Below are 26,444 nucleotides of genomic sequence, written 5' to 3'. Positions count from 1 at the left end.
GTGGGACGGAGGGCCGGGGTCAGACCGGATGGCCCGGCCAGCCGAGCAGCCGTGCGCCGATCACCGCCGTCTGGAGGGTGTAGCGGTGGACGGGGTCGCCCGGGTCCGCGCCGGTGAGGCGGTGGATGCGGTCGAGGCGGTAGGTGGTGGCGCGGACGCTCAGCGAGAGACGGCGGGCGGCCTCGGTGGCCACACAGCCGGAGTCGAAGTACGCGGTGAGGGTGTCCAGCAGCGGTCCGGCGCCGCCGCGGGCCTCCCGCAGCGGTCCCAGCACGCTCTCCACCAGATCGGCCATGGCCTGCCGGTCGCGGGTGAGGACGGGGTAGACCAGCAGATCGGCGGCGTGCAGTACGGGGTCCTCCAGGCCCATGCGGTCGGCGAGTTCGAGCGCGTTGAGGGCCTCCTCGTAGGAGTGGACCACACCGCCCGCGCCGGGGTGGGCGCGCCCGATCGCCACCCGGCCGCCGTCCGTGGCCGCGTGGGCGACCTTGGCGAAGAAGCCCAGCACCTCGGTCTGGTCGGCGGGGGCGACGCAGATCACCCGGCCGTCCTTGGTGGTCAGCAGCAGCCCCCGGTGGCCGAAGCGGGCGGTCAGCGAGGACTCGATCCGGCGGGAGACCGGATAGCCGTCGTCGTACGGCTCCCGGCCCTGGGCCACGGCCACCGCGTGGGCGTGCGACAGCAGCAGCCCGAAGCGCTCGGCCCGCTGGAGGAGCCGGCCCAGATCGCTGCTGCCGTGCAGCAGATCGTCGATGAACTCCCGGCGGGCCGCCTCCTCCTGGCGGACGGCCAGCCGCTGGGCCCGCTCATGGCCCTCGGCGAAGGCGTCCACGGCCTGTTCCACGGCGGCGAGGAGATGGTCGGCGGCGGAGCGCGGCAGCAGCGGCCGTACGCCCTGCGCGGCGGCGAGCTGGGCGCGGACCAGCGAGCGCAGCCCCATGCCGGAGTCGGCCGCGCGCTCGCCCCGGGTCCGCAGGGACTCCAGTTCGTCACGGGTGAGCCGCCGGCCGGTGGCGCAGGCGTCCACCAGAATGTGGGTGTAGGCCCTCAGATCCTCCTCGGGTATCTCCTGCCTCACCATGACTTCCCCCCGGTCTTAACGCTTCCCTGACGAACTCGGACAGGGTCGCACGCCGCTTCCGGGGGTGTCGATCGGCATGAAGCACGCGTCAAGACTGCCGGGCGACGGCAATGCGGACGCAGCGGCTCCTCAGGCAGAGTGAGCCAGGGGGCCGGAGCGGGACAGCGGCACGGCGGCTCCCCTGCCGGAGGACGGAAAGATCCGCCGGAGGCGCACAGTCGGTGGAACGAACGTGAGGGGGAGCGGCGATGGACGGTTTCCTCGATGCCGCGCTCGGCTTCCCCACCGTGCTGTTCACGGCGGCGCTCGTGGTGGTGCTGGTCTTCTGGCTGCTGGTCGCCGTCGGCGCGGCCGGTCATGACAGCTTCGACGCCGATCTGGACTCCGGCCCGCTGAGCGTCGGCGGCGTGCCCGTCTCCGTGACGGTCTCCCTGACGGTCGCCCTCGGCTGGTTCCTGAGCCTCGCCGGCTGTGTGCTCCTCGCCGGGGCGGAGGGGAGCTGGCGGCTGCTGAAGGTGCCGCTGCTGCCCGTCGTCCTCCTTCTCGCCTGGTGGCTGACCCGGATCGCCGTCCGGCCGATCGGCTCCCTCTTCCCCGACGAACCCCCGCCGTCCCGGCAGGACTTCATCGGGCTGAGCTGCGTCATCCGCACCGGGCGGGTGGGCGAGGACTTCGGCCAGGCGGAGGTCAGGGCGCGGGACGGCTCCACGGCGCTGGTGCAGGTGCGCCAGAACGGCACCGGCGAACTGGCCCTCGGGGCCACCGGGCTGCTGTACGCCTATGACGAGGCGGGCGAGTTCTTCTGGGTCGCGCCCTACTGAGGCACGGCCGCCGCTACGTCACCCGCCGCTACGTCACCCGCTGGAGCCGCGCCTTTGAGGCGGCACCGCCGGGGCGTCACGCACTGAGGCTCCACCGCCCGGAACGCCGCCCGGAACACCGCCGAAGCACCGCCCGCCCGGCCCACGGCCGCCCGCCGAAGCACCGCCCGCCCGGGCCGGCGGCCGCCCGCCGCACCCCGGACCCGCGCCGGGCCCGCGCCGGACGGCCCCTTCCACTCACCCGCCACCGAACGGGGAACACCCATGAACTCCATCTCTCTCGGCATCGGCGTGCTCGTCGTCGCCGCCCTGCTCATCGCCCTCGCCCTGCTGTTCGCGGTGAGCCGGCTCTTCCGCAAGGTCGAGCAGGGCAAGGCGCTGATCGTCTCCAGAACGCGCAAGGTGGACGTCACCTTCACCGGGCAGGTCGTCCTCCCCGTCCTCCACAAGGCCGAGACCATGGACATCTCGGTGAAGACCATCGAGATCTCCCGCACCGGCCGGGACGGGCTGATCTGCCAGGACAACATCCGCGCCGACATCCGGATCTCGTTCTTCGTCCGCGTCAACAAGACCGTCGAGGACGTCATCAAGGTCGCCCAGGCCATCGGCACCGCCCGGGCCAGCGACCGGGCGACCCTCCAGGAGCTGTTCAACGCCAAGTTCTCCGAGGCGCTCAAGACCGTCGGCAAGCAGCTCGACTTCACCGATCTCTACACCAAGCGCGATGAGTTCCGGGACCGGATCATCCAGGTCATCGGCACCGATCTGAACGGCTACAGCCTGGAGGACGCGGCGATCGACCATCTGGAGCAGACCCCGCTCGACCAGCTCGACAGCAACAACATCCTGGACGCCCAGGGCATCCGGAAGATCACCGAGCTGACCGCCGCCGAGCATGTGCGCACCAATGAGTTCCAGCGCCACGAGGAGAAGGAGATCACCCGGCAGAACGTCGACGCCCGGGAGGCCATCCTCGAACTGGAGCGCCGCCAGGCGGACGCCGAGATCAAGCAGCGCCGGGAGATCGAGACCGTTCGGGCCCGCGAGGAGGCCGAGACCGCGCGCGTGGTGGAGGAGGAGCGGCTGCGGGCGCAGGGCGCGTATCTGAAGACCGAGGAGATGCTCGGGGTGCAGCGCGAGAACCAGAACCGGGAGGTCGCGGTCGCCGCGAAGAACCGCGAGCGGGTGATCGCCATCGAGAGCGAGCGGATCGAGAAGGACCGGCTGCTCGAAGTCATCGCCCGGGAGCGGGAGACCGAGCTGAGCCGGATCTCCGCCGAGAAGGAGGTCGAGGCCGAGCGGCGCGAGATCGCCGAGGTGATCCGGGAGCGGGTCGCCGTGGACCGCACGGTCGCCGAGCAGGAGGAGTCCATCAAGCGGCTGCGCGCCGTCGAGGAGGCCGAGCGCGGCCGGCAGACCCTCGTCATCGCCGCCGAGGCCGCCGCGCAGGAGCGGCTGGTCAAGGACATCAAGGCGGCCGAGGCCGCCGAGACGGCCGCGGTGCACCGGGCGGCGGAGGAGCTGACCCTCGCCGAGGCCCGCAACAAGGCGGCCGACCTGGACGCCCGGTCCCGGATCCGGCTCGCCGAGTCGCTGCGGGCGGAGGCGGCGGCCGAGGGCCTGGCCGCCGTCACGGTCCGGGAGAAGGAGGCCGACGCGATCGAGAGGTCCGGCGAGGCCGAGGCCCGTGCCACCTCGGCCCGGCTCACGGCGGAGGCGACGGGGCTGACCGAGAAGGCCGCCGCGATGGCCGCCCTGGACGAGGCGTCCCGGGGCCACGAGGAGTTCCGGCTGCGGCTGGAGGCGGAGAAGGACGTCCGGATCGCCGGTCTGGAGACCCAGCGGCAGATCGCGGAGGCGCAGGCGACGGTGCTCGCGACCGGTCTGGAGAGCGCGGACATCAGCATCGTCGGCGGCGAGTCCGTCTTCCTCGACCGGCTGGTGCAGTCGATCTCGCTCGGCAAGGGCGTCGACGGATTCGTCGACAGCTCGCGGACCGCGCGCACCCTCGCCGGTCCCTGGCTGGACGGCTCGGCCTCCTTCACCGGCGATCTGACCTCGGTGCTCGGCGCGGTCTCGACGGACGACGTCAAGAACCTCTCCGCGTCCGCGCTGCTGATGAAGCTGCTGAAGTCCGACGGCGGCACGGCCGACCTCGGCGGACTGGGCGATCAGGTCAAGCGCCTCCTGGAGAGCGCCGGGACCCCGGCGGCGAACGGGAGCGAGGCCCCGCCCGCCGTACTGACCGGACAGGGACAGGGCTGACCGCTCAGGGACAGGGCTGAGCCAAGCCCTCACACAGCTCCGCAGCCGCCGCGCGGGGGGCGGCGGCTGCGGACCCCGTACACACCTCCAGGGAGCTGGACGACATGGACACCGGTACGCCCGCGAACACGGGCCCCGACGCCCGCCAGGACGCCGACGCCGCCACCGACGCCGACACCGCCGCCGTCGCGGGCCGGACCGGTCCGGCGGACCCGGCGGCGGGCGCGGCCATGGACTCCGCCGCGTACGACGTGCTGCGCGACCGGCTCCACCGGCGCGCCGGCGAGCTGGCCCGCCGCGCCGAGGCCCTCGACACCGCCCGCGCCGAGACCTTCGGCTCCGCCGAGCTGACCCTCGCCGGGACCGGCCGGCTGCGCACCGGCGCGCCGGGCCTGCCCCGCGACCTCGCCGCCGTCGGCGACGCGCTGCTCCTCGGCCAGGACCCGCCCGCCGCGCTGACGCCCCGCACCGGCGTCGGCGAGGTGTTCGCGCTGTACGACCGCGAGCTGAACCCGCTGCCGGACGACGCCGTCCCCGGGCTGCTCGACGATCCCGCCTTCCTCTCCGAGTTCAGCGCGCTGTGCCGCTACTACCAGGGCGCGCGGCTGCTCCAGCTCCACCAGCGCGAGGACCGGCTGCTCGCCGTCTTCTCCACCGGCGGCGCCGACATCCGGGTGCTTCGCTGGTCGACGGAGCACGGCCGGATCGGCTTCCTGGACGCCCGGGGCGAGCGCGACCACGTCTTCCCGCCGCCGTACGACCTCGACTGGACGGAGACCACCCGGGACGACCATCTCCCCGGCCGGACGCCGCTCGTCTCCCTCGGCGGGGAGCTGTTCCTCTCCACCGCCGGCGGCTTTCTCACCCTCAGCGCCGAGGGCGACACCGAGACGCCCGACGTGCTCCACCGCGAGCCGGTCGACGAGCCGCTCCAGTCCCTCGCCGACGCCGAGGTCGGCTACGCCCGGGTCGGGGCGCTGCTGCTGGTGCGGGTGCTGCCGTATCACGAGACCGTCCGGCGCCATCTCGTCTTCAACACCCTCACCAAGTCCGTGACCAGGATCGACGCCATCGGCCAGTCCTGTCGCCGGCTCCCGGGCGACGAGGGCGTCGTCTTCCCCGGCGGCTACTGCCTGGCCGCCACCGACACGGTGAAGACGTTCGAGGCCGACACCGAGGGGCTGGAGTTCGCGCGGGCCGTGCGCTCGCCGGGCGGCGAGGACACGCTGTTCGTCTTCCGCTCCCGCACCGGCGGCCGGGGGCTGCTGCTGCCCTACAGCACCATCCGCGAGGAGGTCGCCGCCCCGATCCCCTGCCTGGGGCACGCCCTCTTCGACGACGGCACGCTCATGGTGCTCCGCGAGACCGGCCCCGAGCCGTCCCGCGCCCATCAGACGCAGCTCTGGTCCACCCCGTACGTCTCCGAGGACCTCCCCGCGCCGGCCGGTGACGGGCCGCTCGCCCGGATCGGCAACGCCGACCTGGTGCGCGGGGTGGCCGACTGTCTGGCGATCGCCCGGCAGGCCCGGGAGACCACCCCGGCGGCCGAGGTGTACGAGACCCTCGTCGCCGCCTGCGTCCGCGCCGCCGACCGCCACCACTGGCTCGGCGACCCGGAGGCCGGGGATCTGCGCACCCCGCTGGCCGAGCTGCGGGCGACCGCGGCCCGGGTGCTGGAGGAGTTCGCCACCGTACAGAGCCTCACCCGGCGGGCCGCCGACGCGCTCGCCGACGCCGGGCAGGACATCGAGCGCCTGATCCGCCGGGTCCGGGGCGAGGCCCCCGCCACGGCCGAGGAGTGGATCGGCCGCATCGGCGAACTCCGCGCCCGCCAGGGACGGCTGCTCACGCTGCGCGAGACCCGGTACATCGACGCCGGGGCCGTCGAGGCCCTCGCCGCCGGCGTCGCGGACGCCGTCGCCGCCACCGCCCGCCGGGCCGTCGCCTTCCTCCGCCGCGAGGACTCCCTCGCCGGATACCACGAGGAGATCGGCGCGCTCGCCGCCGAGACGGGGTCCGTGACGACCGTCGCGGACGCGGGCCGGCTCGGCGAGCGGCTGGAGGAGCGCTCCGCCGGGCTGCGGGCGCTGAGCGAGGCGGTCACCGGTCTCGACATCGCCGACACCACCGTGCGCACCGATGTGCTGGAGCGGATCGCGGAGGTCCTCGGCGCGGTCAACCGTGCCCGCGCCGGGCTCACGGCCCGCCGCCGGGAGCTGCTCGACCGGGAGGGACGGGCCTCCTTCGCCGCCGAGTTCGCGCTGCTCGGCCAGTCGGTGACCGGCGCGCTCGCCGCCGCCGACACCCCCGAGAGCTGCGACTCCCAGCTCTCCTCGCTCCTGCTCCAGCTGGAGGAGCTGGAGTCGCGCTTCGCCGAGCACGACGCGTTCCTCGCCGAGATCGGCGAGAAGCGGACCGAGGTGTACGAGGCGTTCTCGGCGCGCCGCCAGACCCTGGGGGACGCCCGCGCCCGGCGGGCCGACCGGCTCGCCGAGTCCGCCCTCCGGGTGCTCGACGCCGTCGCCCGCCGGGCCTCCGTGCTGGAGAGCGCCGACGCCGTCCACGCCCACTTCGCCTCCGACCCGATGGCCGTCCGCGTCCGGCGCACCGCCGACGAGCTGCGCGCCCTCGGCGACCAGGTGCGCGCCGACGAGCTGACGGGCCGGCTCAAGGCGGCCCGTCAGGAGGCCGCGCGGGCGCTGCGCGACCGTACCGAGCTGTACGCGGACGGCGGCGACACCGTCCGGCTCGGCCGGCACCGGTTCACCGTCACCACCCGGCCGCCGGAGCTGACCCTCGTCCCGGACGGGGACGGGATGGCCCTCGCGCTGACCGGCACCGACCACCGGACGCCCGTCACCGGGGCCGAGTTCGCCGCCACCCGGCCGTACTGGGGGCGGACGCTCGCGTCGGAGTCGCCCGAGGTCTACCGGGCGGAGCATCTGGCGGCCCGGCTGCTGGAGCCCGCGCGGACCGCCGGCGATCTCTCCGCGCTGGTCCGGCGGGCGGCCGAGGCGGCCTATGACGAGGGGTACGAGCGCGGGGTCCACGACCACGACACGGAGGCGATCCTGCGGCTCGCGCTCCGGCTGCGCGAGGGGGCCGGACTGCTGCGGCACCCGGCGGACGCGCGGGCGGCCGCCCAGCTCTTCTGGGCGTACGGGACGGATCCGGCAAGGCGGGATCGGTGGAGCCGGCAGGCGGTGTCGCTGGTGCGGGCCCGGGAGCTGTTCGGCGCGGCCCCGGCGCTGGACGCGCTGCGCGCCGAACTCGCCGGGGCGATGGGCCGGTCGCGGACGGCGGGCCTCGCCGGGGAGCGGGGGCCGGGGCCGGCCGCCGCCTATCTGGTGGAGGAGCTGGCGTCCGGCGAGTCCTTCGTGACCAGCGCCTCGGCGACCGCGTTCCTGGACGGGTTCCGGCGCGCCGCGCGGAGCGACGACCCCGGTCCGGACGCCCCCGCCCCGGACCCGGCCGGCCTCCTGGACCGCTCCCCGTACGACGAGGACGTACGCGACCGAATCGCCGCCGACGACCCCGTGACCGCGCACCGGCTGATCGAGGGGTGGCTCGCCGCCTACGCCGCCGCCTCCGGGGAGGAGACCGACCCGGGGGACCTCGCCGAGGCGGTCGCGGTCGAACTCTGCGCCGGACTCGAACGCCGTCTCGTGAACGCGCCGCTGCGCGGCACGGCGACCGGGCTGCTCGGCACGCACCCCCGGATCGCCCGGGGCGCGCTGACCCTGCGGCTCGACGAGTTCCTCACCCGCACCGCCGACTTCGCCGGCCGGGACGTCCCCGGCTACCGCGCCTACCAGCGGCTGCGCGGCTCCCTGGTCGAGGCCGAACGCGCCCGGCTGCGGCTGTCCGAGCACCGGCCCCGGGTGATGTCCGCCTTCGTACGGAACCGGCTGGTGGACGAGGTGTATCTGCCGCTGGTCGGGGACAGCCTCGCGCGCCAGCTCGGGGCCGCGGGGGACGCGCGGCGCACCGACGGCGGCGGGCTGCTGCTCCTGCTCTCGCCGCCCGGCTACGGCAAGACCACGCTGATGGAGTACGTCGCCGACCGGCTGGGGCTGCTCCTGGTGAAGGTCGACGGTCCGGCGCTCGGGCGCACGACCGTCTCGCTCGATCCGGAGCAGGCCCCGAACGCCGCCGCCCGCGCGGAGGTCGAGAAGATCGCCTTCGCCCTGTCGGCCGGGAACAATGTGCTGCTCCATGTGGACGACATCCAGCACACCTCTCCCGAGCTGCTCCAGAAGTTCATTCCGCTCTGCGACTCGACCCGCACCCTGAACGGCCGTGATCTGCGGGGGAAGCGGTTCGCCGTCTGTATGACGGGCAATCCGCACACCGAGTCCGGGCAGGCGTTCACCATCCCCGACATGCTGGCGAACCGGGCCGACGTGTGGAATCTGGGGGAGGTGGCGACCGGCAAGGAGGACGCCTTCGCACTCAGCTTCATCGAGAACGCGCTCACCTCCCACCCGCTGCTCGCGCCGCTGGCCGGTCGGGAGCGGGCCGATCTCGAACTCCTGGTCCGGCTGGCCTCGGGCGACCCGGCGGCCCGGCGCGACCGGCTGGTCCACCCCTACGCCCCGGCGGAGCTGGACGGCGTACTGGCGGTGCTGCGGCACGCGCTGACGGCCCGTACGACGGTCCTCGCCGTGAACGAGGCGTACATCGCCTCCGCCGCCCGCTCCGACGAGTCCCGCACCGAGCCGCCGTTCCGGCTCCAGGGCTCGTACCGGAACATGAACAAGATCGTGCGGCGGATCAGCCCGGTGATGGACGACGCCGAGCTGGCGGCGGTCGTCGACGACCACTACACCGGCGAGGCCCGCACCCTCACCACGGGCGCGGAGGCCAACCTCCTCCGGCTCGCGGCGCTCCGAGGGACGCTCACCCCGGAGCGGTCGGCCCGCTGGGCCGAGATCCGTTCCGCGTACATCCGCTCCCGGGACGGCTCCGGGCCCCGGTCCGAGCCGCGAGCGCTCCCCTCGCCGCCGGAGCCGACGGCGGATCCGGCGGCGGATACGGCAGCGGATCAAGCGGCCCTGACAGCCCTCACGGCTCGGATCGCCGCGCTGGAGGCGGCGTTGGCGGAGGGCCGTTGAGGGGGCCGCGAGCCCCGGGCCGGCCGCTGGGCCGGGGGTACGGGGGGTACGGGGGTACGTCGGCGGGCGGCTGGCCGGCGGGGGCGCCCGGGGGCGGTCCGGCCCGCCGGACGGGGTGTCAGCGGGCCGCCGGCCGAGGGCGGTCGTCCTGGGGCGCGGTGACAGCCCGGCGGGTGGATCGTTGACGGTGGGGGCGGACCGGGTCGGGGCCGCTCCGGGCGGAGGAGTCCGGAGGCGACGGGCCGGCGGGCAGGCGGGCCGGGAAGTCGGCGGGCGGACAGGCGGGCCGGGTGCGGTCGGCAGAGGCTGCCGGGCGGGGCGGAGGCGGCCTGCCGGACCGGCGGGCTCATCGGATCCGGATCCGCGTCTTTCATCCACACCCTGTGGACAACTTTTCCCTTCCCGCGCCCGCGTTCACTAGAGCGATCGCTCTAGTGAACGGGTTCCGGCGCGGCACGGACGCAGGACACGCGGCGGACGGCTTCTCCAGCCCGGTGGAGCTGCCGAGGAAGCCGTCCTGCCAGCCGGCCTCGCGGCCCTGACGCGCCGGGCGCCGCGCTCCGGTCAGCGCGGGCAGTGGGCGTCGCGCGCCGGCCGCTTGCCGGTGGTGAGGAACTCGGTCACCGTGCGGTCGCCGCAGGCGTTGCGCAGCCCCAGATAGACCCCGTGCCCGCCCTGGTCCACCGAGACCATCCGGGCCCGCCGCCCCAGCGCCTCCCGCATCTTCAGCGCGCCGAAGTGCGGGGTGGCCGGGTCCCTGAGGCTCTGGATCATCAGAATGTTGGAGGGGCCCTCGTCGGTGATCCGGTCGGGCTTCTCGGCCGGCTCCTTCCAGAAGGAACAGGGCATGAGATTCGCGGGCATCCCCGCCGTGAGCGGATACCGCGCCCGGTTCTCGGCCACCGCGCGCTCGTACGCCCCCACCGACGCCGGCCAGCGCACATCGTTGCAGACGACCGCCATCGAGACGGCGGCCTCCTCGTCCGCCATCGGTCCGGCCAGCGCGCCCGGCAGCACGGGCACGCCCTCCGGATCCCGGACGGACCGCACCAGCCGACCGAAGGACTCGAACGAGTCGTCGTGGTAGAGCGCCAGTTGCAGGGCCTGCCGCAGCCCGTTCCCGGTCAGCGGCACCCCCTCGGTCGTCGTCCTCCTCGGCTTCCGGTCCAGCTCCGCCGCCAGGGCGAGCACCAGCGGACGGACCTCCTCCGCCCGGCGCGCCAGCCGCAGCCCCCGGGCGTCGCGCGCCGGATCGGCCGCCCACGCCGCGAAGTCGGGGAATCGGTACTCCGTCGCCCGTGCCATGTTGGCCAGCCAGTTCCGCGCGACCCGGTCGGGATTCGGGTCGCCGCTGCTGTCCAGCACCCAGCGGTCGGTGCGCTCCGGGTGCTTCTGCGCGTACAGCGCCCCGACGTACGCCCCGTAGGAATTCCCCCAGGCCGACAGCTTCTCCACGCCCAGCGCCCGCCGCAACAGCTCGATGTCCCGCACCTGATTGGCGCTGGTGAGGCTCCGCAGCTCCGGCCCGCCGTGCTCCGCGCACTCCCGGGCCACCCGGCGCGCCCGGTCCGCGTTCTCCGTGATCTTCCCGTCGGGGCCGGGCCACGGCCGGAAGTTGACCGTGAAGCGGTCGGCCTCCGGCAGCCGGCAGCTCGCCGTCGTACTCCGCTTCACTCCGCGCGGATCCAGCGTGACCAGGTCGTACGCCCCGTTCATCTCCTTCAGCAGCGCCTTCCCCTTCTGCGCCAGCCGGTCCACCCCGGAGGACCCTGGTCCGCCGGCCAGCACCAGCAGCGTGCCGCGCCGCGCCTCGGGCCGGTCGCTCTCGACCCGCGACACCACGACCTTCATCCGGGGCCCGTCCGGCTTCTCGTGGTCCACCGGCACGGACAGATCCGCGCACAGCTGGTTCTCCGGCCCGCCCGGCTGCGCACAGCCGGTCCAGCGCGGAGCGGGGGCCGGGTCGCGTATTCCGGCGTCCCCGGCCCGGGCGCCGGGCGCGGCCGCCGTGGTGAGGACCGCCGCCACGGCGGAGGCGGACAGGACGAGGGCGAGGCTGCTCGTGGGCAGTGACGTCATCATGTCCACAGACTCGCCGAGCCGTCGGCTCCGGCCCATCCGGCGGCCCGGTCGGACGGAGGTGGGGGTAGCCCCCGGGGGAAAACCCCTACGGGACAGGGGAGTTGACGCTTCCGGGGTGCCGCGCGTCGGTCCCGGCGCAGTGGAAGGGCCCGGTCCGCAGGCCGGTTCGGTGGTGGATGCGGACCGGGCCCCGCTGGGGCGCCGGGAGTCTCAGATGAGGTCTCGGCGGGGGTTGTCGTCGGGGTGGTAGACCGAGAGCGCCCAGATGATGAACACATCGATCGCGATCATGATGACCGCCCAGATGGGCAGGTAGGGCAGGAACAGGAACTGCGCGATCAGGCTGAGAGACGCGAAGAAGATGCCCGCGTACCGCGCCCAGGCCATGTTCTTGAGGACCCCATAGCCCACGATCACCAGGAGGATCCCGAGGATCAGATGGATCCAGCCCCATCCGGTGAGGTTGATCCGGTAGACGTAGTCGCCCACCCGGCCGTACACGTCGTCCTCGCCGACCGCCGCGATGCCCTGGAGGATCGCGAGCACCCCGTTGCAGACCATCAGGATTCCCGCGAAGACGACGCCTCCCACCGCCCAGCCGCTGTTGTGGCCCGTGTCGGGGCCCCGGGAGGCGTTCGGCGGCGGAGTCCCGGCCGGTCGCTGTGATGCGTGGCTCATGGGACCTCCCTTCCTTGTCCCCGTACGCCCAACGCGAACGGGGATTCGAGCGTCAGCCCGCCCTGGTGCCACCGCCATCCGGATACACCCGTTCGGGTGAATCTGAGGGTCCGGAGGAGCCCGATCCGCCTTCGTGGCCTGGGCCACGGGGGTCGCCTGGGCCGCCGGGGCCGCCCGACGCGTCCGGTCGGCCTGCCCGGCCGGAGCCGCCCGGGCCGCCCGGCCCGTCCGCCGCCAGGAAGTCCACCAGGGCCACCGCCAGGAGCAGGGCGAGCGCCAGCCCCGCCACCACCCACCCGGTGGGGTGGCTCCACAGCAGATACGCCAGCACCGCGCCCGCGACCGGCGCCCACACCGCCCACCGGCGGTGACGGCGCAGCCACGGTCCCACCGGCCCGGTGCGCAGCCCCGCGCGGTCGGCCACACCGCGCAGCGCGGCGATCGCGGAGTGCCACAGCCGGCGTACGGAGACGGCGCGCCGGCCCGGTCCGGTCAGCCAGGCCGCGAGGGCGACGACGATCCCGAGGAGCACCGTCGTCCGTACGGTCGTCCGCAGGAAGCGGACGAGCGCGTCGTACACGGCGGCCGCCGCGGGCTGGGAGACCCCGCTCGGCAGCCGGTCGAGATAGACGGCGCGGAAGGCGGTCAGCGCGAGGCCGAGGAGCGCGAGGGCCGCGGCGGCGCCGAGGGCGGCGGTGACGACGGCCCGGCGGCGGCGGACGGCGAGCAGCACTCCCGCCACGACGAGGACCAGGGCGAGCACCGGCAGCCAGAGGCCCGCGAGCTGGAGCAGCCGGAACCAGGTCTTGAGCTTGCCGATCTCGTCCGAGCGCAGCACCACGAACGAGGTGTGCACCTCGGGGATCTTCGCCGCGGCGGCCATCCCGTCCGCCGTCAGCCGCTGCTTGACCTCGTCGACGACCGGCGCGAGATCGATCTCCACCGCCTCGTCCGTCAGCTCGATCGCGCCGCCTCCGCCGCCGGTCAGCGCCTTGTCCACGGCGGCGTGGGCCCGGCGGTTGGCGTCCTTCCACAGCCGCTGGAAGGCGGCGGACGAGACCACCGCGTCCGCCTTGTCGTGGACGAAGCTCCGGAACGCGCCCTCCAGCGAGTCGCCCAGCCGGCCCAGGGCCTTCTCCAGGCGCGGCCGGTCGGCCGGGGCCACGCCCTCCAGCAGGGAGTTCAGATCGATGTGGCGCATCACGGCGTCGGTGACGCGGTCCGCCGCCGCGTCCTGGACGGCGGGGTCGGCGGCGAGCGGGGCGACGGTGGCGACATAGCGGTCGGTGTCCCCGACCTCGTCGGCGGTCCAGGCGGCGACGGCGCCCAGCGGGGCCAGCGCGCAGCCGAGGAGGATCAGCAGCACGGCGAGGAACGAGCGCGTCCGGTGGCGGGGGCGGGGCGGGTCCCCGCGCTCCTCCAGCGCGGCGATCCGCGCCCGGAGCCGTACCAGCTCGGTCGCGTCCTCGGTACCGTCCGACGCCATTCGCCGCCTCCTCCGCCACGGTCCAGGGAACGCGGGACGGCGGCGGACGGCGAGCCGCGGCGGGCATCCGGGTGGGGGCGGGTCCGGCGGGTCACCCGTACGGGCCCGTCCCCGCGCCGAGCGGTTCCGGCTCGCCTTGCATGGAGGCATGCGTATCTCGTGCGGGGACGGGCCGGCCGCGCCGGGCGGCGGGCCCGGATGAGCGCGCCCGACGACGAGCCCGGAGGACGACCCGTACCCGGAGCGCATCCCGTACCCGAGGGCCCCGGCCCGCCGAAGGCGCCCGGGACCCCGGGCCCGCCGGACGGACCGCGCCCGTCGGACGGACAGGACGGACCGGACGGACCGGACGCGGCGGGTCCGGCGGATCCGGCGGGTCCGGCGGATCCGGCGGCGGCACCGGGAGCGCCCGGGACCCCGGAGGCGGCGGCAGGCACCGCCGAGGCGCCTGAGACGCCCGGGGCGCCGGGCGGGGAGCCCGTCCCCACCGGACCGGACGCCCTCCGCGCCATCCTCCTCAGCCGCGGCTACGGCAAGCTGCTGCTCCTCTCCGTCCTCCTCGGCGTCCCCATCGCCCTCGCCTGCTTCTTCTTCGTCAGCCTCCAGCACACCTTCCAGCACGGCGTCTGGGAGTCCCTCCCCCGCGCCGTCGGCCACGACGAAGCGCCCTGGTGGTGGCCGCTGCCCGCGCTGCTGCTGGCCGGGCTGCTGCTGGCGCCCGTGGTCACCCGGCTGCCGGGCGGCGGCGGACATGTGCCCGTGGAGGGCCTGGGCGGTCCGCCGCTCGGCCCGAGCGCGCTCCCCGGGGTGGTCTTCGCCGCGCTGGCCACCCTCCCGCTCGGGGTCGTGCTGGGGCCCGAGGCCCCGCTGATGGCGCTCGGCAGCGGGCTGGCCCTGCTCGCCGTACGGTCCTCCCGCCGCGCCGAACAGCCCAAGGCGGCCCTGGTCCTCGGCACCGCCGGGTCCACGACCGCCATCTCCACCATCCTCGGCGGGCCCCTGGTCGCCGCCGTGATGATGGTGGAGGCCGCCGGGCTCGCCGGTCCGCGGCTGGTCGTGCTGCTGCTGCCGTGTCTGCTGGCCAGCGGCGTCGGCGCGCTGGTCTTCACCGGCTTCGGCGAGTGGACCGGGCTCTCCGTCGGCGCGCTCGAACTCCCCTCCGTACCGCCGAACGTCAACCCGGACGCCGGGGACTTCCTCTGGGGCGTCCCCGCCGCCGTGCTGATCGCGCTGATCGTCGGCGGCGCCCACCGGCTCGGACATCCGGCCGCCCGCTGGACCGCCGCCCGGCACACCGGCCGCCGCACGGTCGCCGCCGCCCTCGCGGTCGGCGTGAGCATCGCCGCGTACGCCCTGATCACCGGCCGGTCCCCGGCCGAGGCCGCGCTCTCGGGCCAGGCGACCCTGGGCGCGCTCGCCGCCGACCCGCACTCCTGGCCGGTGGCCGCCCTGGTGATGCTCGTCCTGTGCAAGGGGCTCGCCTGGGGCGTCTGTCTGGGCGCCCTGCGCGGCGGGCCGATCTTCCCGGCGGTGCTGCTCGGCGCGGCGGCCGGGGTGGCGTGCGCGGGACTGCCCGGACTCGGCGCGACCCCGGCGCTCGCGCTCGGCATCGCCACCTCGGCGTCGGTGGTGACCCGGCTGCCGGTCACCAGCGCCGTGCTCACCGTGCTCCTCATGGGCGGCGACGCGAACAACCAGATGCCGCTGATCGCCGTCTGCTCCGTCATCGGCTTCATCACGGCACAACTACTGGAGCGCCGAAGCGGAACCGGGACATCATGAGGTCCACACGACGGTGAGCAGCAAAGACAGGGGTGGGAATGGACGATCGCGAAATACTGTCCGGCGGGGTCAACGAGGTCATACGCATCGGGAGACGGGTCCGGCGGCCGACCGGCCCGTGGTCCCCGCTCGTCCATGAACTCCTCGGCCATGTGCGGTCCCGGGGATTCGTCTCCGCGCCCGCCGTGCACGAGGTGACGCCGGACGGCTTCGAGGTCCTCGACTTCATCCCGGGCGAGGTCAGCGGCTATCCGGCCGGGCCCGCCGCCGCCTCCCGGGCCGCCCTGGAGAGCGCCGCCCGGATGCTGCGCGCCTATCACGACAGCACGGCCGGCTGGGCGCGGTGCGCCACGGCCGAGGGGTGGATGCTTCCCGCGCGCAGCCCCGCCGAGGTCATCTGCCACGGGGACTACGCCCCCCACAACTGCGTCCTGGACGGCGTCCGGGTGGTCGGGATCATCGACTTCGACACCGCGCACCCCGGGCCCCGGCTCTGGGACATCGCCCACGCGGCCTACCGCTGGGCGCCGCTCACCGCGCCCGCCAACGCGGACGGCTTCGGCACCACGGCGGAACAGGCGCTCCGGGCCCGGCTCTTCTGCGACCGGTACGGGCTCGACCCGGCCGGCCGCGCCGGTCTGCTCGACGCCGTCGTGGAGCGGCTGCACGCGATGGCGGCGTTCATCCGCGCCCGGGCGGCGGCCGGGGACGCGGCCTACGCGGGCCATCTCGCGGCGGGCCACCACCTCCAGTACCTCGCGGACGCGGAGTATCTCCAGGACCGGCGGCCGGAGATCGAGGCGTTCGTCCTCGACGACCGCTGAGCCTCGGCACGCGTACGTACGTATGCACACGCACGGGGGGACCGCTCCCGGATCAGGAGCGGTCCCCCCCCCTGCGTGTGCCGCCTCGCGCGGGAACCGGGCCGACGGACGGCCGTCGGTGACACACTGTCGCCCGGTACTCCGAAGGAGCCGCACCGTGCCGATGATCCGCAAGCTGCGCCGAGTGATGCGCCGCGCCTACCGCCGCACCGTCGACCTCAGCCATCCGGCCCGCTCCCCGCTCGGCAGCACGGTCGTCAACTGCGTGGTGTACGACAAGGGCGTCCGGCGGCCCTGCGACGGCGACGCCCGCGAGGCCCTGCGCCAGGTCCGCGAGCGGGGCAGCGGCTTCGTCTGGATCGGTCTGCACCAGCCGACCGAGATCCAGTTCGCCGTCCTCGCCGAGCTGTTCGGACTCCATCCGCTGGCCGTCGAGGACGCGGTCCAGGCCCATCAGCGGCCGAAGACCCAGCGGTACGGAACGGACGGCGGCGAGACCCTGTTCACCGTGCTCAAGACCTGCCGTTACGTCGGTCATGAGCAGCTCACCACCGCCAGCGAGGTGGTGGACACCGGCGAACTCATGGTCTTCACCGGGTCCGACTTCGTGATCACCGTCCGGCACGGTCCGCACGGCTCGCTCGGCCCCGTGCGCGAGGCCCTGGAGGCCCGCCCCGATCAGCTGGCCAAGGGCCCGGCCGCCGTGCTGCACGCCATCGCCGACCAGGTCGTGGACGACTATCTGGACGTCGTCGACTCCGTGCAGCACGATGTCGACGCCGTGGAGACCGCCGTCTTCAGCGAGGACGCGCGACGCGCCGACGCCGGGCAGATCTATCTGCTCAAAAGGGAGTTGCTGGAGCTGAAGCGGGCGGCCGGCCCGCTGGAGCGCCCGATGCGCGCGCTGGCCACCACCGCGCTGCCCCCGGTCGGACCGGACATCCAGCCCTACTTCCGCGACGTGGTCGACCATCTCGCCCGGGTGAACGAGCAGATAGGCGCGTACGACGCGCTCCTCGACTCGATCCTCCAGGCGCATCTGGCACAGGTGACCGTCGCCCAGAACGAGGACATGCGGAAGATCACCGCCTGGGCGGCGATCATCGCCGTGCCGACGATGGTCTGCGGGGTGTACGGCATGAACTTCGAACACATGCCGGAGCTGCGCTGGACCTACGGCTATCCCGCCGTCCTCGCCCTCATGGCCACCGCCTGCGCCCTCATCCACCGCGCCTTCCGCCACAACGACTGGCTCTGATCCCCCGCACACCGAACATTCCCACCCCACCCGGCCCACACAGCCACAGACCGGCGCCGGCATTCCCTCCCCACCCGGCGCACAGTCAAAGCCCGGTGCCGGCAATCCCACCCCACCCGGCGCACAACCACAGACCGGTGCCGGCAATCCCACCCCACCCGGCCCACAGCCACAGACCGGTGCCACCATTTCCAGCCCGTCCGGCGATTGAGGACAAGCCCGCACCACAAGCGACGACCACCGCCAAGCCCCCGCACCCCAACCCGGCAAGGCCCCCGCACACACCCCCACCCCCCTCAGAGCAACTTCACGAAAAGCCCCAACGTCAGCAACGCGACCAAACATCCGTACAGCGCGAGAGTCAGAGACCGCGCCTCGTCGGAGGGGTCGCTCCGCCCGGCGCTGGAGAGACGCAGCGCCGAGGTGGCGATCAGCAGCATCGCGGCGGCGCAGAACGCGGCGACCACGGGAAACGGAATCACGGCGAGCAGGGTTTCGATCACCCGGCGACCGTCTCACGCGCGCTCAAGACCCGCACCCGGAAGTACTCCGTACCGGTAAGGGCGTTGGCGGCCGGGCCGGGCGGGGGCGGCCTTCACCGGCGGCCGCTCCGCGGGCTAACGTGGGGGCGGAACTCCGGGAGGCCGCCATGGACGCCAAGCTCAAGACGAGCATCGGCGGAGACCCGGTCGAACTCCCGGGCACGATCGCCGCGATCCGCGCCTCGATGAGCGCCGAGCGGGCGGCCGCCTTCGACCGGGAGATCGAGCATCTTCCCGTGATGGATCTGCCCACCGCGCTGGTGCGCTGGGCGCTGGCCGCCACCTCGGCCGACGCGGAGGACGCCGAGCTGTTCGAACGGCTCGCCCGGGGCGAGGACATCGGAGCCGTCCCCGTCGAGTTCGCCGGGCCGGAGGTGGCGTGAACCGCTGCCGTGTTCAGTACGCACCGCCGGCGGACCAGTCGCGCGGAGCCATGGGCTCCGCCCTGCGGGCCAGATTCGACACGGCGATGCGGCGGCTGGCCGCCGATCCCTATGGGCACGGCTCCACGCCCATCACCGGCGACCCCGACCGCCGGGAGGCGACGGTCGCGGGGGCTGTCGTTCGGTATTACGTCAGTGCGACGGTGTTGACGGTGTCGGTCGTGCGCGTCGTCTACGTCTGACCCGTGCGGGAGTTGGGCCGAGCACGGTCCGAGACCCCTTTCCCATACTTCCGGTGAGATAGGTCGGACAAGCGTCTTATTCACCCCTTCGGGTGATTCTTGCCCTCTCTGGGTCAGCTGCGTCCTACCGTGCGAATGTGGCGGCAATTGAGCAGTTGAGCGCACTGGGGATCGCGGCCGTTCTGGGTTCCCAGGGGGTGATGGCGGCTGTCGCTTCGGGCGGGCCGCCGGAGAGACCCTTGACAAGTGCGGCGGCGCCGGCCGGGAGAGCGGCGCCGGCCGGGGCGCGGGGCGGTGTGACGACTGCGCCGGACGGCCGAGTGCCGGGGCCCCGCCCGGGGGCGTCCCCGGAGCCGGCGATACGGGCGGCCGGCCCCGGAGCGCCGTCCCCGTCCCGCGTCTCGGCGTCGGCGTCCGCGCGGGTGTCCGTGCCGGGGATCGTGTGCGTCTGCGGGTCGGTGTCCGGCAGCGGGCCGAGCCCGGTGTCGGTACGGGTCTCGGTGTCGGTGCGGGTGCTGCGGCCCTGTCCGGACCCGTCCCCGACACCCCCGCCGCTCCCGAGCCCCATCCCCACGCCCCCGCCGCTCCCGAGCCCCATCCCCACGCCTCCTCCCCTGCCGAGCCCCGTCCCCACCCCGCCGCCGCTGCCCAGTCCCGTACCGACGCCCACACCGACACCCACCCCGACGCCGACGCCCACACCCACGCCGACCCCGACACCGACCGCGCCTTCGCCGACCCCGACCCCGTCGCCGCCGTCGTCGTCGACCGGTCCGTCGGCGGCCCCGTCGGCCGCGCCGTCCCCCGGCGTCCCGACCGCCGCCCCGGCCACCCCGGAGTCCACGGCCCCGGCCCGGACCGCCCGGCCGGGTGAGACCGCGGTCGCCGCCCCGCCGCCCGCCGCCGGGCCGTCGCCGGTCGTCACGGCCCGCGTCGAACCCGTACGCCGGTACCGGCCGGCCGCCGAGGGTCCCCGGAGCCACTCGATGCCCCTGGTCGTCCTGGTGCTGATCGTCACCGTCCCGGCCGTACTCGCCGCCGTCATGCTGCGCCCCCGGCGCAGACGCGGCTGAGGCCGCGCCCCCGGCCCGGACCGGAGCCGGGGACCGGGCCGGGGGCCGGGACCGCAAACGAGCCGCCTCCGCCGCCCCCGCCGCGCGGCGGCCCCGGCGCAGAACTGCCCACACGTACAGAGCAGCACACAGAGCAGACACGGAGATCACCATGGCCGAATGGCTGGTCCTGTCCATCGCGATGACCACGGCGTGCGCCCTCGTCCTGGGCATCGCCCTGCTGAGCCAGAGGAGACTCGGTCCCCGGGCGTCCGGGGACGGGGAGGGCGAGGGCGAGGGCCCGGCGCAGCAGACGCCCGACGTCCTCGAATACACGACGATGATGATCGGCGTCGTCTACGCCATCGTCCTCGGCCTCGCCATCGCCGGCGTCTGGGAGGCCCGCGGCGCGGCCCAGGACGACGTACGGCGGGAGGCGCAGGCCCTCCACGAGATCACCCAGCGCGCCGAGGTCCTCCCGAGCGAGGTCCGGGAGAAGATCCGCGCGGACATCGGCGGCTATGTGTCGTACGTGGTCGACACCGAGTGGCCCCGGATGATCGCGGGCGACGGGCTGTCGCCCCACGGGGCCGAGCTGCTCGACGCCGTACGGAAGGACATCGCCGGCCGGATGCCCGCGAACGATCTGGAGGCGCAGGTCTACCAGCCCATGGTCGAACAGGCCGCCGTCGCCGCGGACGCGCGGAGCACCCGGGAGCAGAACGCGGGCTCCACCCTCCCCGGCGTGGTCTGGTTCGGGCTGATCATCGGAGCGCTGGTGACGGTCGGGCTGATCTTCACCATGCGGATGGGGCGCAGCGCCCGGGAGCTGCTGATCGCCGGGCTCTTCAGCGCGCTGATCACCTTCCTGCTCTTCCTCGTCTGGAACTTCGACGCGCCGTTCGGCAGGACGGGCACGGACTCGGCCGACGCCTTCCGTGTGCTCTTCCCCGGCTCGACGTGACCTCGGTCTGCCTTCGGCCTGGCTTCGGTCTGGCTTCGACGTGGCTTCGATCTGCCTTCGAAGGGCTTGCGTGAGGCTCTGACCTGCGGACTCGATGGGCGGAATAGCCAGGGAGGGTCTCTCGTTGTAGAGTTTGGTTCAACATTCAACCATTCTGGACATCGAGAGGTGAGCCTCATGCAGTTCGGCATCTTCACCGTCGGCGACGTCACCACCGACCCGACCAACGGGCGCACGCCGAGCGAGCACGAGCGGATCAAGGCGACCGTGGCCATCGCGCAGAAGGCCGAGGAGGTCGGACTGGACGTCTTCGCGACCGGCGAGCACCACAACCCGCCGTTCGTGCCCTCGTCCCCGACGACCCTGCTCGGCCATGTCGCGGCCCGCACCGAGAACCTGATCCTGTCCACCTCGACCACCCTGATCACCACCAACGACCCGGTGAAGATCGCCGAGGACTACGCCTACCTCCAGCACCTGGCGGACGGGCGGGTGGACCTGATGATGGGCCGGGGCAACACCGGACCGGTCTATCCCTGGTTCGGCCAGGACATCCGTCAGGGCATACCGCTGGCGATCGAGAACTACGCGCTCCTGCACAAGCTGTGGCGACAGGACGTGGTGGACTGGGAGGGCAAGTTCCGCACCCCCCTCCAGTCCTTCACCGCGACCCCGCGCCCGCTGGACGGCGTACCCCCGTTCGTCTGGCACGGCTCCATCCGCTCCCCGGAGATCGCGGAACAGGCCGCCTACTACGGCGACGGCTTCTTCCACAACAACATCTTCTGGCCCATGTCCCACACCAAGAAGATGGTCGAGCTGTACCGGAAGCGGTACGCGCACTACGGCCACGGCACACCCGAGCAGGCCATCGTCGGTCTCGGCGGCCAGGTCTACATGCACAGGAACTCGCAGGACGCGGTCAGGGAGTTCCGCCCGTACTTCGACAACGCGCCGGTCTACGGCCACGGCCCCTCGCTGGAGGACTTCAGCGAGCAGACCCCGCTGACCGTGGGCACCCCGCAGCAGGTCATCGAGCGGACCCTCGGGTTCCGCGAGGCGGTCGGCGACTACCAGCGACAGCTGTTCCTGGTGGATCACGCGGGACTGCCGCTCGCGACCGTGCTCAAGCAGCTCGACATCCTCGGCGAGGAGGTCGTGCCGGTGCTGCGCAAGGAGTTCGCCAGGCTCCGCCCGGCCGGAGTGCCGGAAACCGCTCCGCTCCACCCGGCGGTCACCGCCGCGCGCGCCAAGGAGGCGTAACGATGACGACATTGAAGCTGGTGGCGGTCTCCGCCGGGCTGAGCGTCCCGTCGTCGACCCGGCTGCTGGCCGACCGGCTCACCGAGTCCGTGCGCGGCGCGCTCGCCGCCGGGCACGGCGCGGAGGTCGAGGTCCGGGTCGTGGAACTGCGGGAATTGGCCGTTCCGATCGCCAACCACCTGGTCACCGGGTTCCCCTCGCCGGAACTCGGCGAGGCGATCGAGGCGGTCACGGAGGCCGACGGACTGATCGCGGTCACCCCCGTCTTCACCGCCTCGTACAGCGGGCTCTTCAAGTCGTTCTTCGACCTGATCGAGCCGGACGCGCTGACCGGGAAGCCGGTCCTCGTCGGCGCGACCGGCGGCACGGCCCGGCACTCGCTGGTGCTGGAGCACGCGCTGCGCCCGCTCTTCGCGTATCTGCGGACCGTCGTCGCGCCGACGGCGGTGTACGCGGCCTCGGAGGACTGGGGCGGCAACGGCGACCCGCTCACCGACACCCTGCCGGTGCGCATCCGCCGGGCCGGCGAGCAGTTCGCCGCGCTGACGGCCGCGGCGGAGCGCAGGACGGTGGACGAGGCGCCGGTCATGTCCTTCCCCTGACCCGGGACTTCCGCCCGGATCCGGGACCCCGGCCCGACCGGGTACTTCCCCCGGTCGGGCGGGGACTTCCCCCGGCCGGGCCGGGGTCCCGGCCCTCCCGGGGGCGCTTCCCGGGAGGCGGAGGCGGCGCGGGCGGCCCGTATCTCATATGCGGACTGTCAGTGCCGCCTCCTATGGTCTTGGGCATGGCCCCTGTACTCATCGGACGCGAACACCCCGTGAGCGTCCTCCGGACCCGGACAGCCCGGGCGGCGGACAGCCACGGGGGCCTGGTGCTGGTGACGGGAGAGGCCGGGATCGGGAAGACCGCGCTGGTCACCGAGGCCGCCGACGAGGCCAGACGGCTCGGCGCGCTGGTGCTCGGCGGCTCCTGCTGGGATTCCGACACCGCCCCCGGCCACTGGCCCTGGGTCCAGGTGCTGCGGGGTCTGAGACGCGGCACGGAGGAGTCCGAGTGGGCCGAGGCCGAGCGGGCCGCGGGCGGCAGGCTCTCGGTCCTCCTCGGCGAGGACCGGAACACCGCCCCGGCGCGCGAGGGCGAGGAGAGCTTCCCGCTGTACGACGCGGTGACCACCGCCCTCGTCACCGCCTCCCAGCGCCGCCCCCTGGTCGTCGTCCTGGAGGATCTCCACTGGGCGGACCCCGCCTCGCTGAAGCTGCTGGAATTCGCCGCGCAGCACGCGTGGTTCGAGCGGCTGCTGCTGATCGGGACGTATCGCGATGTGGAGGTCGAGAGCGCGGACCATCCGCTCCAGCGGCTGATCCTGCCGCTGGCGGCGCGGGCCGCCGCCACCGTCACCCTCACCGGCCTCGGCCGGGACGAGGTGGCCGCCCTGATCGCGCTGACCGGGGGAGCCGAGCCCGCCCCCGAGCTGGTGGACGAGGTGCACCGGCGCACCGGGGGCAATCCCTTCTTCGTGGAGCAGACCGTCCGCCTCTGGCGCGGCGGCGGCCCGGTGTCGGCCGTCGCGCCGGGCGTGCGCGAGGCGGTCCGGCGCAGGCTGGCGCTGCTGCCCGGCGAGGTGTGCGCGCTGCTGGAGGCGGCGGCCGTGCTCGGCCGCGAGTTCCACCGCCAGGTGCTCGCGGCGACGGTCGCCGCGCCCGTCCCCCATGTGGACCGGCTGCTGGAGCGGGCCGTCGCCGCCCGGCTGATCACCGTACGGACGGGCGGCCGGTTCGCCTTCGCCCACGATCTCGTACGGGAGACGCTGTACGCGGCCCTGGACGAGGGGCCGCTGCGCGCGCGGCACGCCGCCGTGGTCCGGGCGCTGGACGGATCGCCGGTGCTCAGCGAGAAGACGTTCCCCGCCGATCTCGCCCGCCACGCCTATCTGGCGGGCGACGAGCTGGAGCGGGAGACCCGGGTGGAGCTGCTGGCCGCGGCCGCCCGGGACGCCTCGGGCCGGCTGGCGGCCGAGGAGGCCGAGGGCCACTTCCGGCGCGCGATCGAGGCCGCCGGGGACGACCGCCGCCGTATCGCGCTCCTCCTGCTCGAACTGGGCGGCGCGCAGTGGCACCAAGGGGAGGTCGAGGGCGCCTGGCGCTCTCTCGACCAGGCGGTGGAGCTGGCCCGCGAGCTGCCCGACCCCGCGCTGCTGGCCCGGGTCGCCATCACCCTCCACCAGCACGAGAGCACCGGCGCCGGGCGCACCGCGAGCACCCGGCTGCTGCGGGACGCGCACCGGGCGCTGATCGGGGGCGGCGGGGCGGATCCGACGGGGCTGTCCACCGAGACGATCGCCCAGGATCTCGCCGTGGAGTCCGCCGCGCTGGCCCGCGGCGACGCGGACGACGACGCGCTGGCGTTCTCCCTCTGGGCGCGGCACGACGCGATCTGGGGCCTCGGCACCAGCGCCGAACGCCTCGCGCTCACCGCCGAGATGATCTCCCTCGCCGGGCGCTCCGGCGACACCGAGCTGGAGCTGCACGCGAACTCGATGCGCTGGGTCACCCTGCTGGAGCTGGGCGACCCGGGATACGCGGAGCAGCTGCGCGTCTTCGGCGCGCTCGCCGAGCGGATCGGACAGCGCCGCCACGAGCTGTCGCGGGCGATCGACGAATCGCTGGTCGCCGCGCTCACCGGGCGGTTCGCGGAGGCCGAGAAGCTGCTGGCCGAGGTGGTCGAGGCGGTCGAGGGCAAGCGGCGCCAGGAGCCGTACGCCTACACGGCCGGTCATATGCGCTGGTCGGCGCTGCTGCTCCAGGGCCGGTACGAGGAGGCGCAGCGGGCGCTCGGCGAGGTGGAGGGGGTGGCCCATCCGTATCCCGCGCTGCTGGCCGGGCTGACGGCGATCGAGCGCGGCGATCTCGCGCTCGCGCTCCGCGCGGCCGACGAGCCGGAGGTCCGCCCCGACCGGCTGCCCCGGGTCTTCCAGCCGCTGGCGCTGCGGCTGCGGGCCCAGGTGGCGGCCGCCTCGGGCGACCCGGCGCGGATCGCGGAGGCCAGGGCGGCGCTGGCCCCGCACTCCGGGCAGTGGGTGGTGTCGCTGTACGGCTGTGACATCGGCGGTCCGGTCGATCTCTGGGTGGGGCTGCTGGACGCGGCGGCGGGCGACCGCGCGTCGGCGGTGGCGGCGCTGACCGCCGCGTACGAATCGGCCGACCGGATGCGGGCCCGCCCCTGGTCGGTACGGGCGCGAGCGGCGCTGCTGACGGTGCTGGGCACGGGGCTTCCCGCCGACGCGGGCCGGGGGACCGGGGCGGGTGCGGGGCCGGGTGCGGGTGCGGGTGCGAGTGCGGGGGCGGGTGCGGGGCCGGGTGCGGGTGCGGGTGCGAGTGCGGGGGCGGGTGCCGGGCCAGGTGCGGGGCCGGGTGCGAGTGCGGGGGCGGGTGCCGGGCCAGGTGCGGGGCCGGGTGCGAGTGCGGGGGCGGGTGCCGGGCCAGGTGCGGGGCCGGGTGCGGGTGCGAGTGGGGGTGCGGGTGCCGGGGCGGGTACCGCCTCGGGTACGGGACCGGACTCGGCCCTTCTCTCCGACGCGGACGCCGACGCTTCTCGACGTGCCGCCTCCGGGGCGGACAGGGGCTCGGGGACGGGACCGGGGACAGGACCGGGGGCAGGCTCCGGCTCGGAAGCGGGCAGGGGCTTCGGCTTCGGCTTCGGCTTCGGCTTCCGTACGGGTACGGGTACGGGGGCGGGCTTCGGGATCGATGTGGAGGAGCTGGCCGCGGGGGTGCGGCGGGACGCCGGGGAGCTGGGGATGAGGCATCTGGCCGAGATCGCGGGCCCGGCGCCCGGCGGCGGACCGGGGAGCGGCGGACCGGGGAGCGGCGGCGGACCCGGCAGCGGCGGACCGGGGAGCCCCGCCACCGGGGCGCGCGTTTCCGGCGACCTCGGGCCGGGCCCTGACCGCCCGGCCGGCCCCGGGGCGAAGGGCCGCGAGGAGCCCGCCCCGGCCGAGCACCGGTTCCGGCGGGAGGGGGCCGTATGGGCGCTCTCCTTCGGCGGGCGGGAGGCGCACATGCCCGACGCGAAGGGACTGCGGGACCTCCACACCCTCCTGGGACGGCCCGGCGACGATCTCTCCGCCGTCTCCCTCCTCGCGCCGGAAGCCGGCCCGGCGGCCGTCGCCGCCCGGAGCCTCGGCGGCGATCCCGTCCTGGACGAGCGGGCCAAACTCCACTACCGGCGGCGGCTGGAGCGGCTGGACGAGGAGATCGACCGCGCCGCCGAGCTGGGCGACGACCGCAGGGCGCGGGAGTTCACCCGGGAACGCACCGCCCTCCTGGACGAGCTGCGCACGGCGGCGGGCCTCGGCGGGCGCACCCGGCGACTGGGCGACGAGGCCGAGCGGGCCCGTAAGACGGTCACCGCGCGGATCCGGGACACCCTGCGGAAGCTGGAGCCGGTCCACCCCGAACTCGCCGCGCATCTGCGGGAGTCGGTGACGACGGGCGCGTACTGCTCCTACCGTCCGGCGAAGCCGCTGTCCTGGCGGCTCTGACCGACGCCGGACGACGCCGTCGGCCAGAGCCCGCGGTCAACACCTGCGATCAACGCCCGCG

18 protein-coding genes are annotated in these 26,444 nt (G+C 74.5%); 13 read left to right on the top strand and 5 right to left on the bottom strand.

Annotated elements, in window-relative coordinates; genetic code table 11:
* Positions 1 to 19 precede the first annotated feature (19 nt).
* Positions 20 to 1,081 (bottom strand): PucR family transcriptional regulator, encoded by a 1,062-nt coding sequence (locus ACF089_RS18995; RefSeq protein WP_392027809.1) that lies wholly within the window; start codon positions 1,079 to 1,081, stop codon positions 20 to 22.
* Positions 1,082 to 1,329: 248 nt separating this feature from the next.
* Between ACF089_RS18995 and ACF089_RS18990 the strand changes: the two genes are divergently transcribed.
* From ACF089_RS18990 to ACF089_RS18980, 3 genes are all read left to right on the top strand, one after another.
* Positions 1,330 to 1,902, top strand: coding sequence for a hypothetical protein (locus ACF089_RS18990; RefSeq protein WP_392027806.1), 573 nt, complete (start codon positions 1,330 to 1,332; stop codon positions 1,900 to 1,902).
* Positions 1,903 to 2,166: 264 nt separating this feature from the next.
* Positions 2,167 to 4,170 carry an SPFH domain-containing protein gene (locus tag ACF089_RS18985; RefSeq protein ID WP_392027804.1) on the top strand — a complete coding sequence of 668 codons (2,004 nt, stop codon included), beginning with the start codon at positions 2,167 to 2,169 and terminating at the stop codon, positions 4,168 to 4,170.
* 104 nt (positions 4,171 to 4,274) lie between these two features.
* A complete protein-coding gene (locus tag ACF089_RS18980; RefSeq protein WP_392027802.1) occupies positions 4,275 to 9,284 on the top strand; it encodes a DNA repair ATPase in 5,010 nt (1,669 codons plus the stop codon).
* Between the two features lie 564 nt (positions 9,285 to 9,848).
* Here the strand turns inward: ACF089_RS18980 and ACF089_RS18975 are convergent.
* The 3 genes from ACF089_RS18975 to ACF089_RS18965 form a co-directional block, all read right to left on the bottom strand.
* Positions 9,849 to 11,363 carry an alpha/beta hydrolase gene (locus ACF089_RS18975; protein ID WP_392028175.1) on the bottom strand — a complete coding sequence of 505 codons (1,515 nt, stop codon included), beginning with the start codon at positions 11,361 to 11,363 and terminating at the stop codon, positions 9,849 to 9,851.
* Positions 11,364 to 11,576: 213 nt separating this feature from the next.
* Positions 11,577 to 12,044, bottom strand: a complete 468-nt coding sequence (locus tag ACF089_RS18970; protein WP_392027799.1) for a hypothetical protein — start codon at positions 12,042 to 12,044, stop codon at positions 11,577 to 11,579.
* A 52-nt stretch (positions 12,045 to 12,096) separates the two neighbouring features.
* Positions 12,097 to 13,530: a hypothetical protein gene (locus tag ACF089_RS18965; RefSeq protein ID WP_392027796.1), complete on the bottom strand. Its 1,434-nt coding sequence runs from the start codon at positions 13,528 to 13,530 to the stop codon at positions 12,097 to 12,099.
* 198 nt (positions 13,531 to 13,728) lie between these two features.
* On the opposite strand from ACF089_RS18965, the gene ACF089_RS18960 reads away from it, so the two are divergent.
* The 3 genes from ACF089_RS18960 (at position 13,729) to ACF089_RS18950 (ending at position 17,394) form a co-directional block, all read left to right on the top strand.
* A complete protein-coding gene (locus ACF089_RS18960; protein WP_392027794.1) occupies positions 13,729 to 15,312 on the top strand; it encodes a chloride channel protein in 1,584 nt (527 codons plus the stop codon).
* Positions 15,313 to 15,350: 38 nt separating this feature from the next.
* The gene (locus ACF089_RS18955; protein WP_392027792.1) at positions 15,351 to 16,136 is read left to right on the top strand and encodes an aminoglycoside phosphotransferase family protein; all 786 of its coding nucleotides are present in this window, start codon (positions 15,351 to 15,353) and stop codon (positions 16,134 to 16,136) included.
* Between the two features lie 163 nt (positions 16,137 to 16,299).
* Entirely contained in the window at positions 16,300 to 17,394 is a 1,095-nt protein-coding gene (locus ACF089_RS18950) for a magnesium and cobalt transport protein CorA (RefSeq protein WP_392028173.1), read from the top strand.
* A gap of 296 nt (positions 17,395 to 17,690) precedes the next feature.
* Here the strand turns inward: ACF089_RS18950 and ACF089_RS18945 are convergent, their stop codons facing one another.
* Positions 17,691 to 17,897 carry a hypothetical protein gene (locus tag ACF089_RS18945; RefSeq protein ID WP_392027790.1) on the bottom strand — a complete coding sequence of 69 codons (207 nt, stop codon included), beginning with the start codon at positions 17,895 to 17,897 and terminating at the stop codon, positions 17,691 to 17,693.
* A gap of 146 nt (positions 17,898 to 18,043) precedes the next feature.
* Here ACF089_RS18945 and ACF089_RS18940 point away from each other — a divergent pair, with 146 nt between their 5' ends.
* The 7 genes from ACF089_RS18940 to ACF089_RS18910 all read left to right on the top strand — a co-directional run bounded on the left by ACF089_RS18940 (position 18,044) and on the right by ACF089_RS18910 (position 26,383).
* Positions 18,044 to 18,319 carry a hypothetical protein gene (locus ACF089_RS18940; protein WP_392027787.1) on the top strand — a complete coding sequence of 92 codons (276 nt, stop codon included), beginning with the start codon at positions 18,044 to 18,046 and terminating at the stop codon, positions 18,317 to 18,319.
* A 50-nt stretch (positions 18,320 to 18,369) separates the two neighbouring features.
* Positions 18,370 to 18,561 (top strand): hypothetical protein, encoded by a 192-nt coding sequence (locus ACF089_RS18935; RefSeq protein WP_392028171.1) that lies wholly within the window; start codon positions 18,370 to 18,372, stop codon positions 18,559 to 18,561.
* 442 nt (positions 18,562 to 19,003) lie between these two features.
* The gene (locus tag ACF089_RS18930; protein ID WP_392027784.1) at positions 19,004 to 19,435 is read left to right on the top strand and encodes a hypothetical protein; all 432 of its coding nucleotides are present in this window, start codon (positions 19,004 to 19,006) and stop codon (positions 19,433 to 19,435) included.
* A gap of 350 nt (positions 19,436 to 19,785) precedes the next feature.
* The gene (locus ACF089_RS18925) at positions 19,786 to 20,577 is read left to right on the top strand and encodes a hypothetical protein (RefSeq protein ID WP_392027781.1); all 792 of its coding nucleotides are present in this window, start codon (positions 19,786 to 19,788) and stop codon (positions 20,575 to 20,577) included.
* A 177-nt stretch (positions 20,578 to 20,754) separates the two neighbouring features.
* Positions 20,755 to 21,840 carry an LLM class flavin-dependent oxidoreductase gene (locus tag ACF089_RS18920; RefSeq protein WP_392027778.1) on the top strand — a complete coding sequence of 362 codons (1,086 nt, stop codon included), beginning with the start codon at positions 20,755 to 20,757 and terminating at the stop codon, positions 21,838 to 21,840.
* A gap of 2 nt (positions 21,841 to 21,842) precedes the next feature.
* Positions 21,843 to 22,442: an FMN reductase gene (locus tag ACF089_RS18915; RefSeq protein ID WP_392027775.1), complete on the top strand. Its 600-nt coding sequence runs from the start codon at positions 21,843 to 21,845 to the stop codon at positions 22,440 to 22,442.
* A 185-nt stretch (positions 22,443 to 22,627) separates the two neighbouring features.
* Positions 22,628 to 26,383, top strand: coding sequence for an ATP-binding protein (locus tag ACF089_RS18910; RefSeq protein ID WP_392027772.1), 3,756 nt, complete (start codon positions 22,628 to 22,630; stop codon positions 26,381 to 26,383).
* The last annotated feature ends 61 nt before the right edge of the window (positions 26,384 to 26,444 follow it).

The sequence above is a fragment of the Streptomyces sp. NPDC014894 genome (assembly GCF_043080985.1).
GTDB lineage: Bacteria > Actinomycetota > Actinomycetes > Streptomycetales > Streptomycetaceae > Streptomyces.
This window is presented reverse-complemented; position numbering and strand designations above follow the sequence as displayed.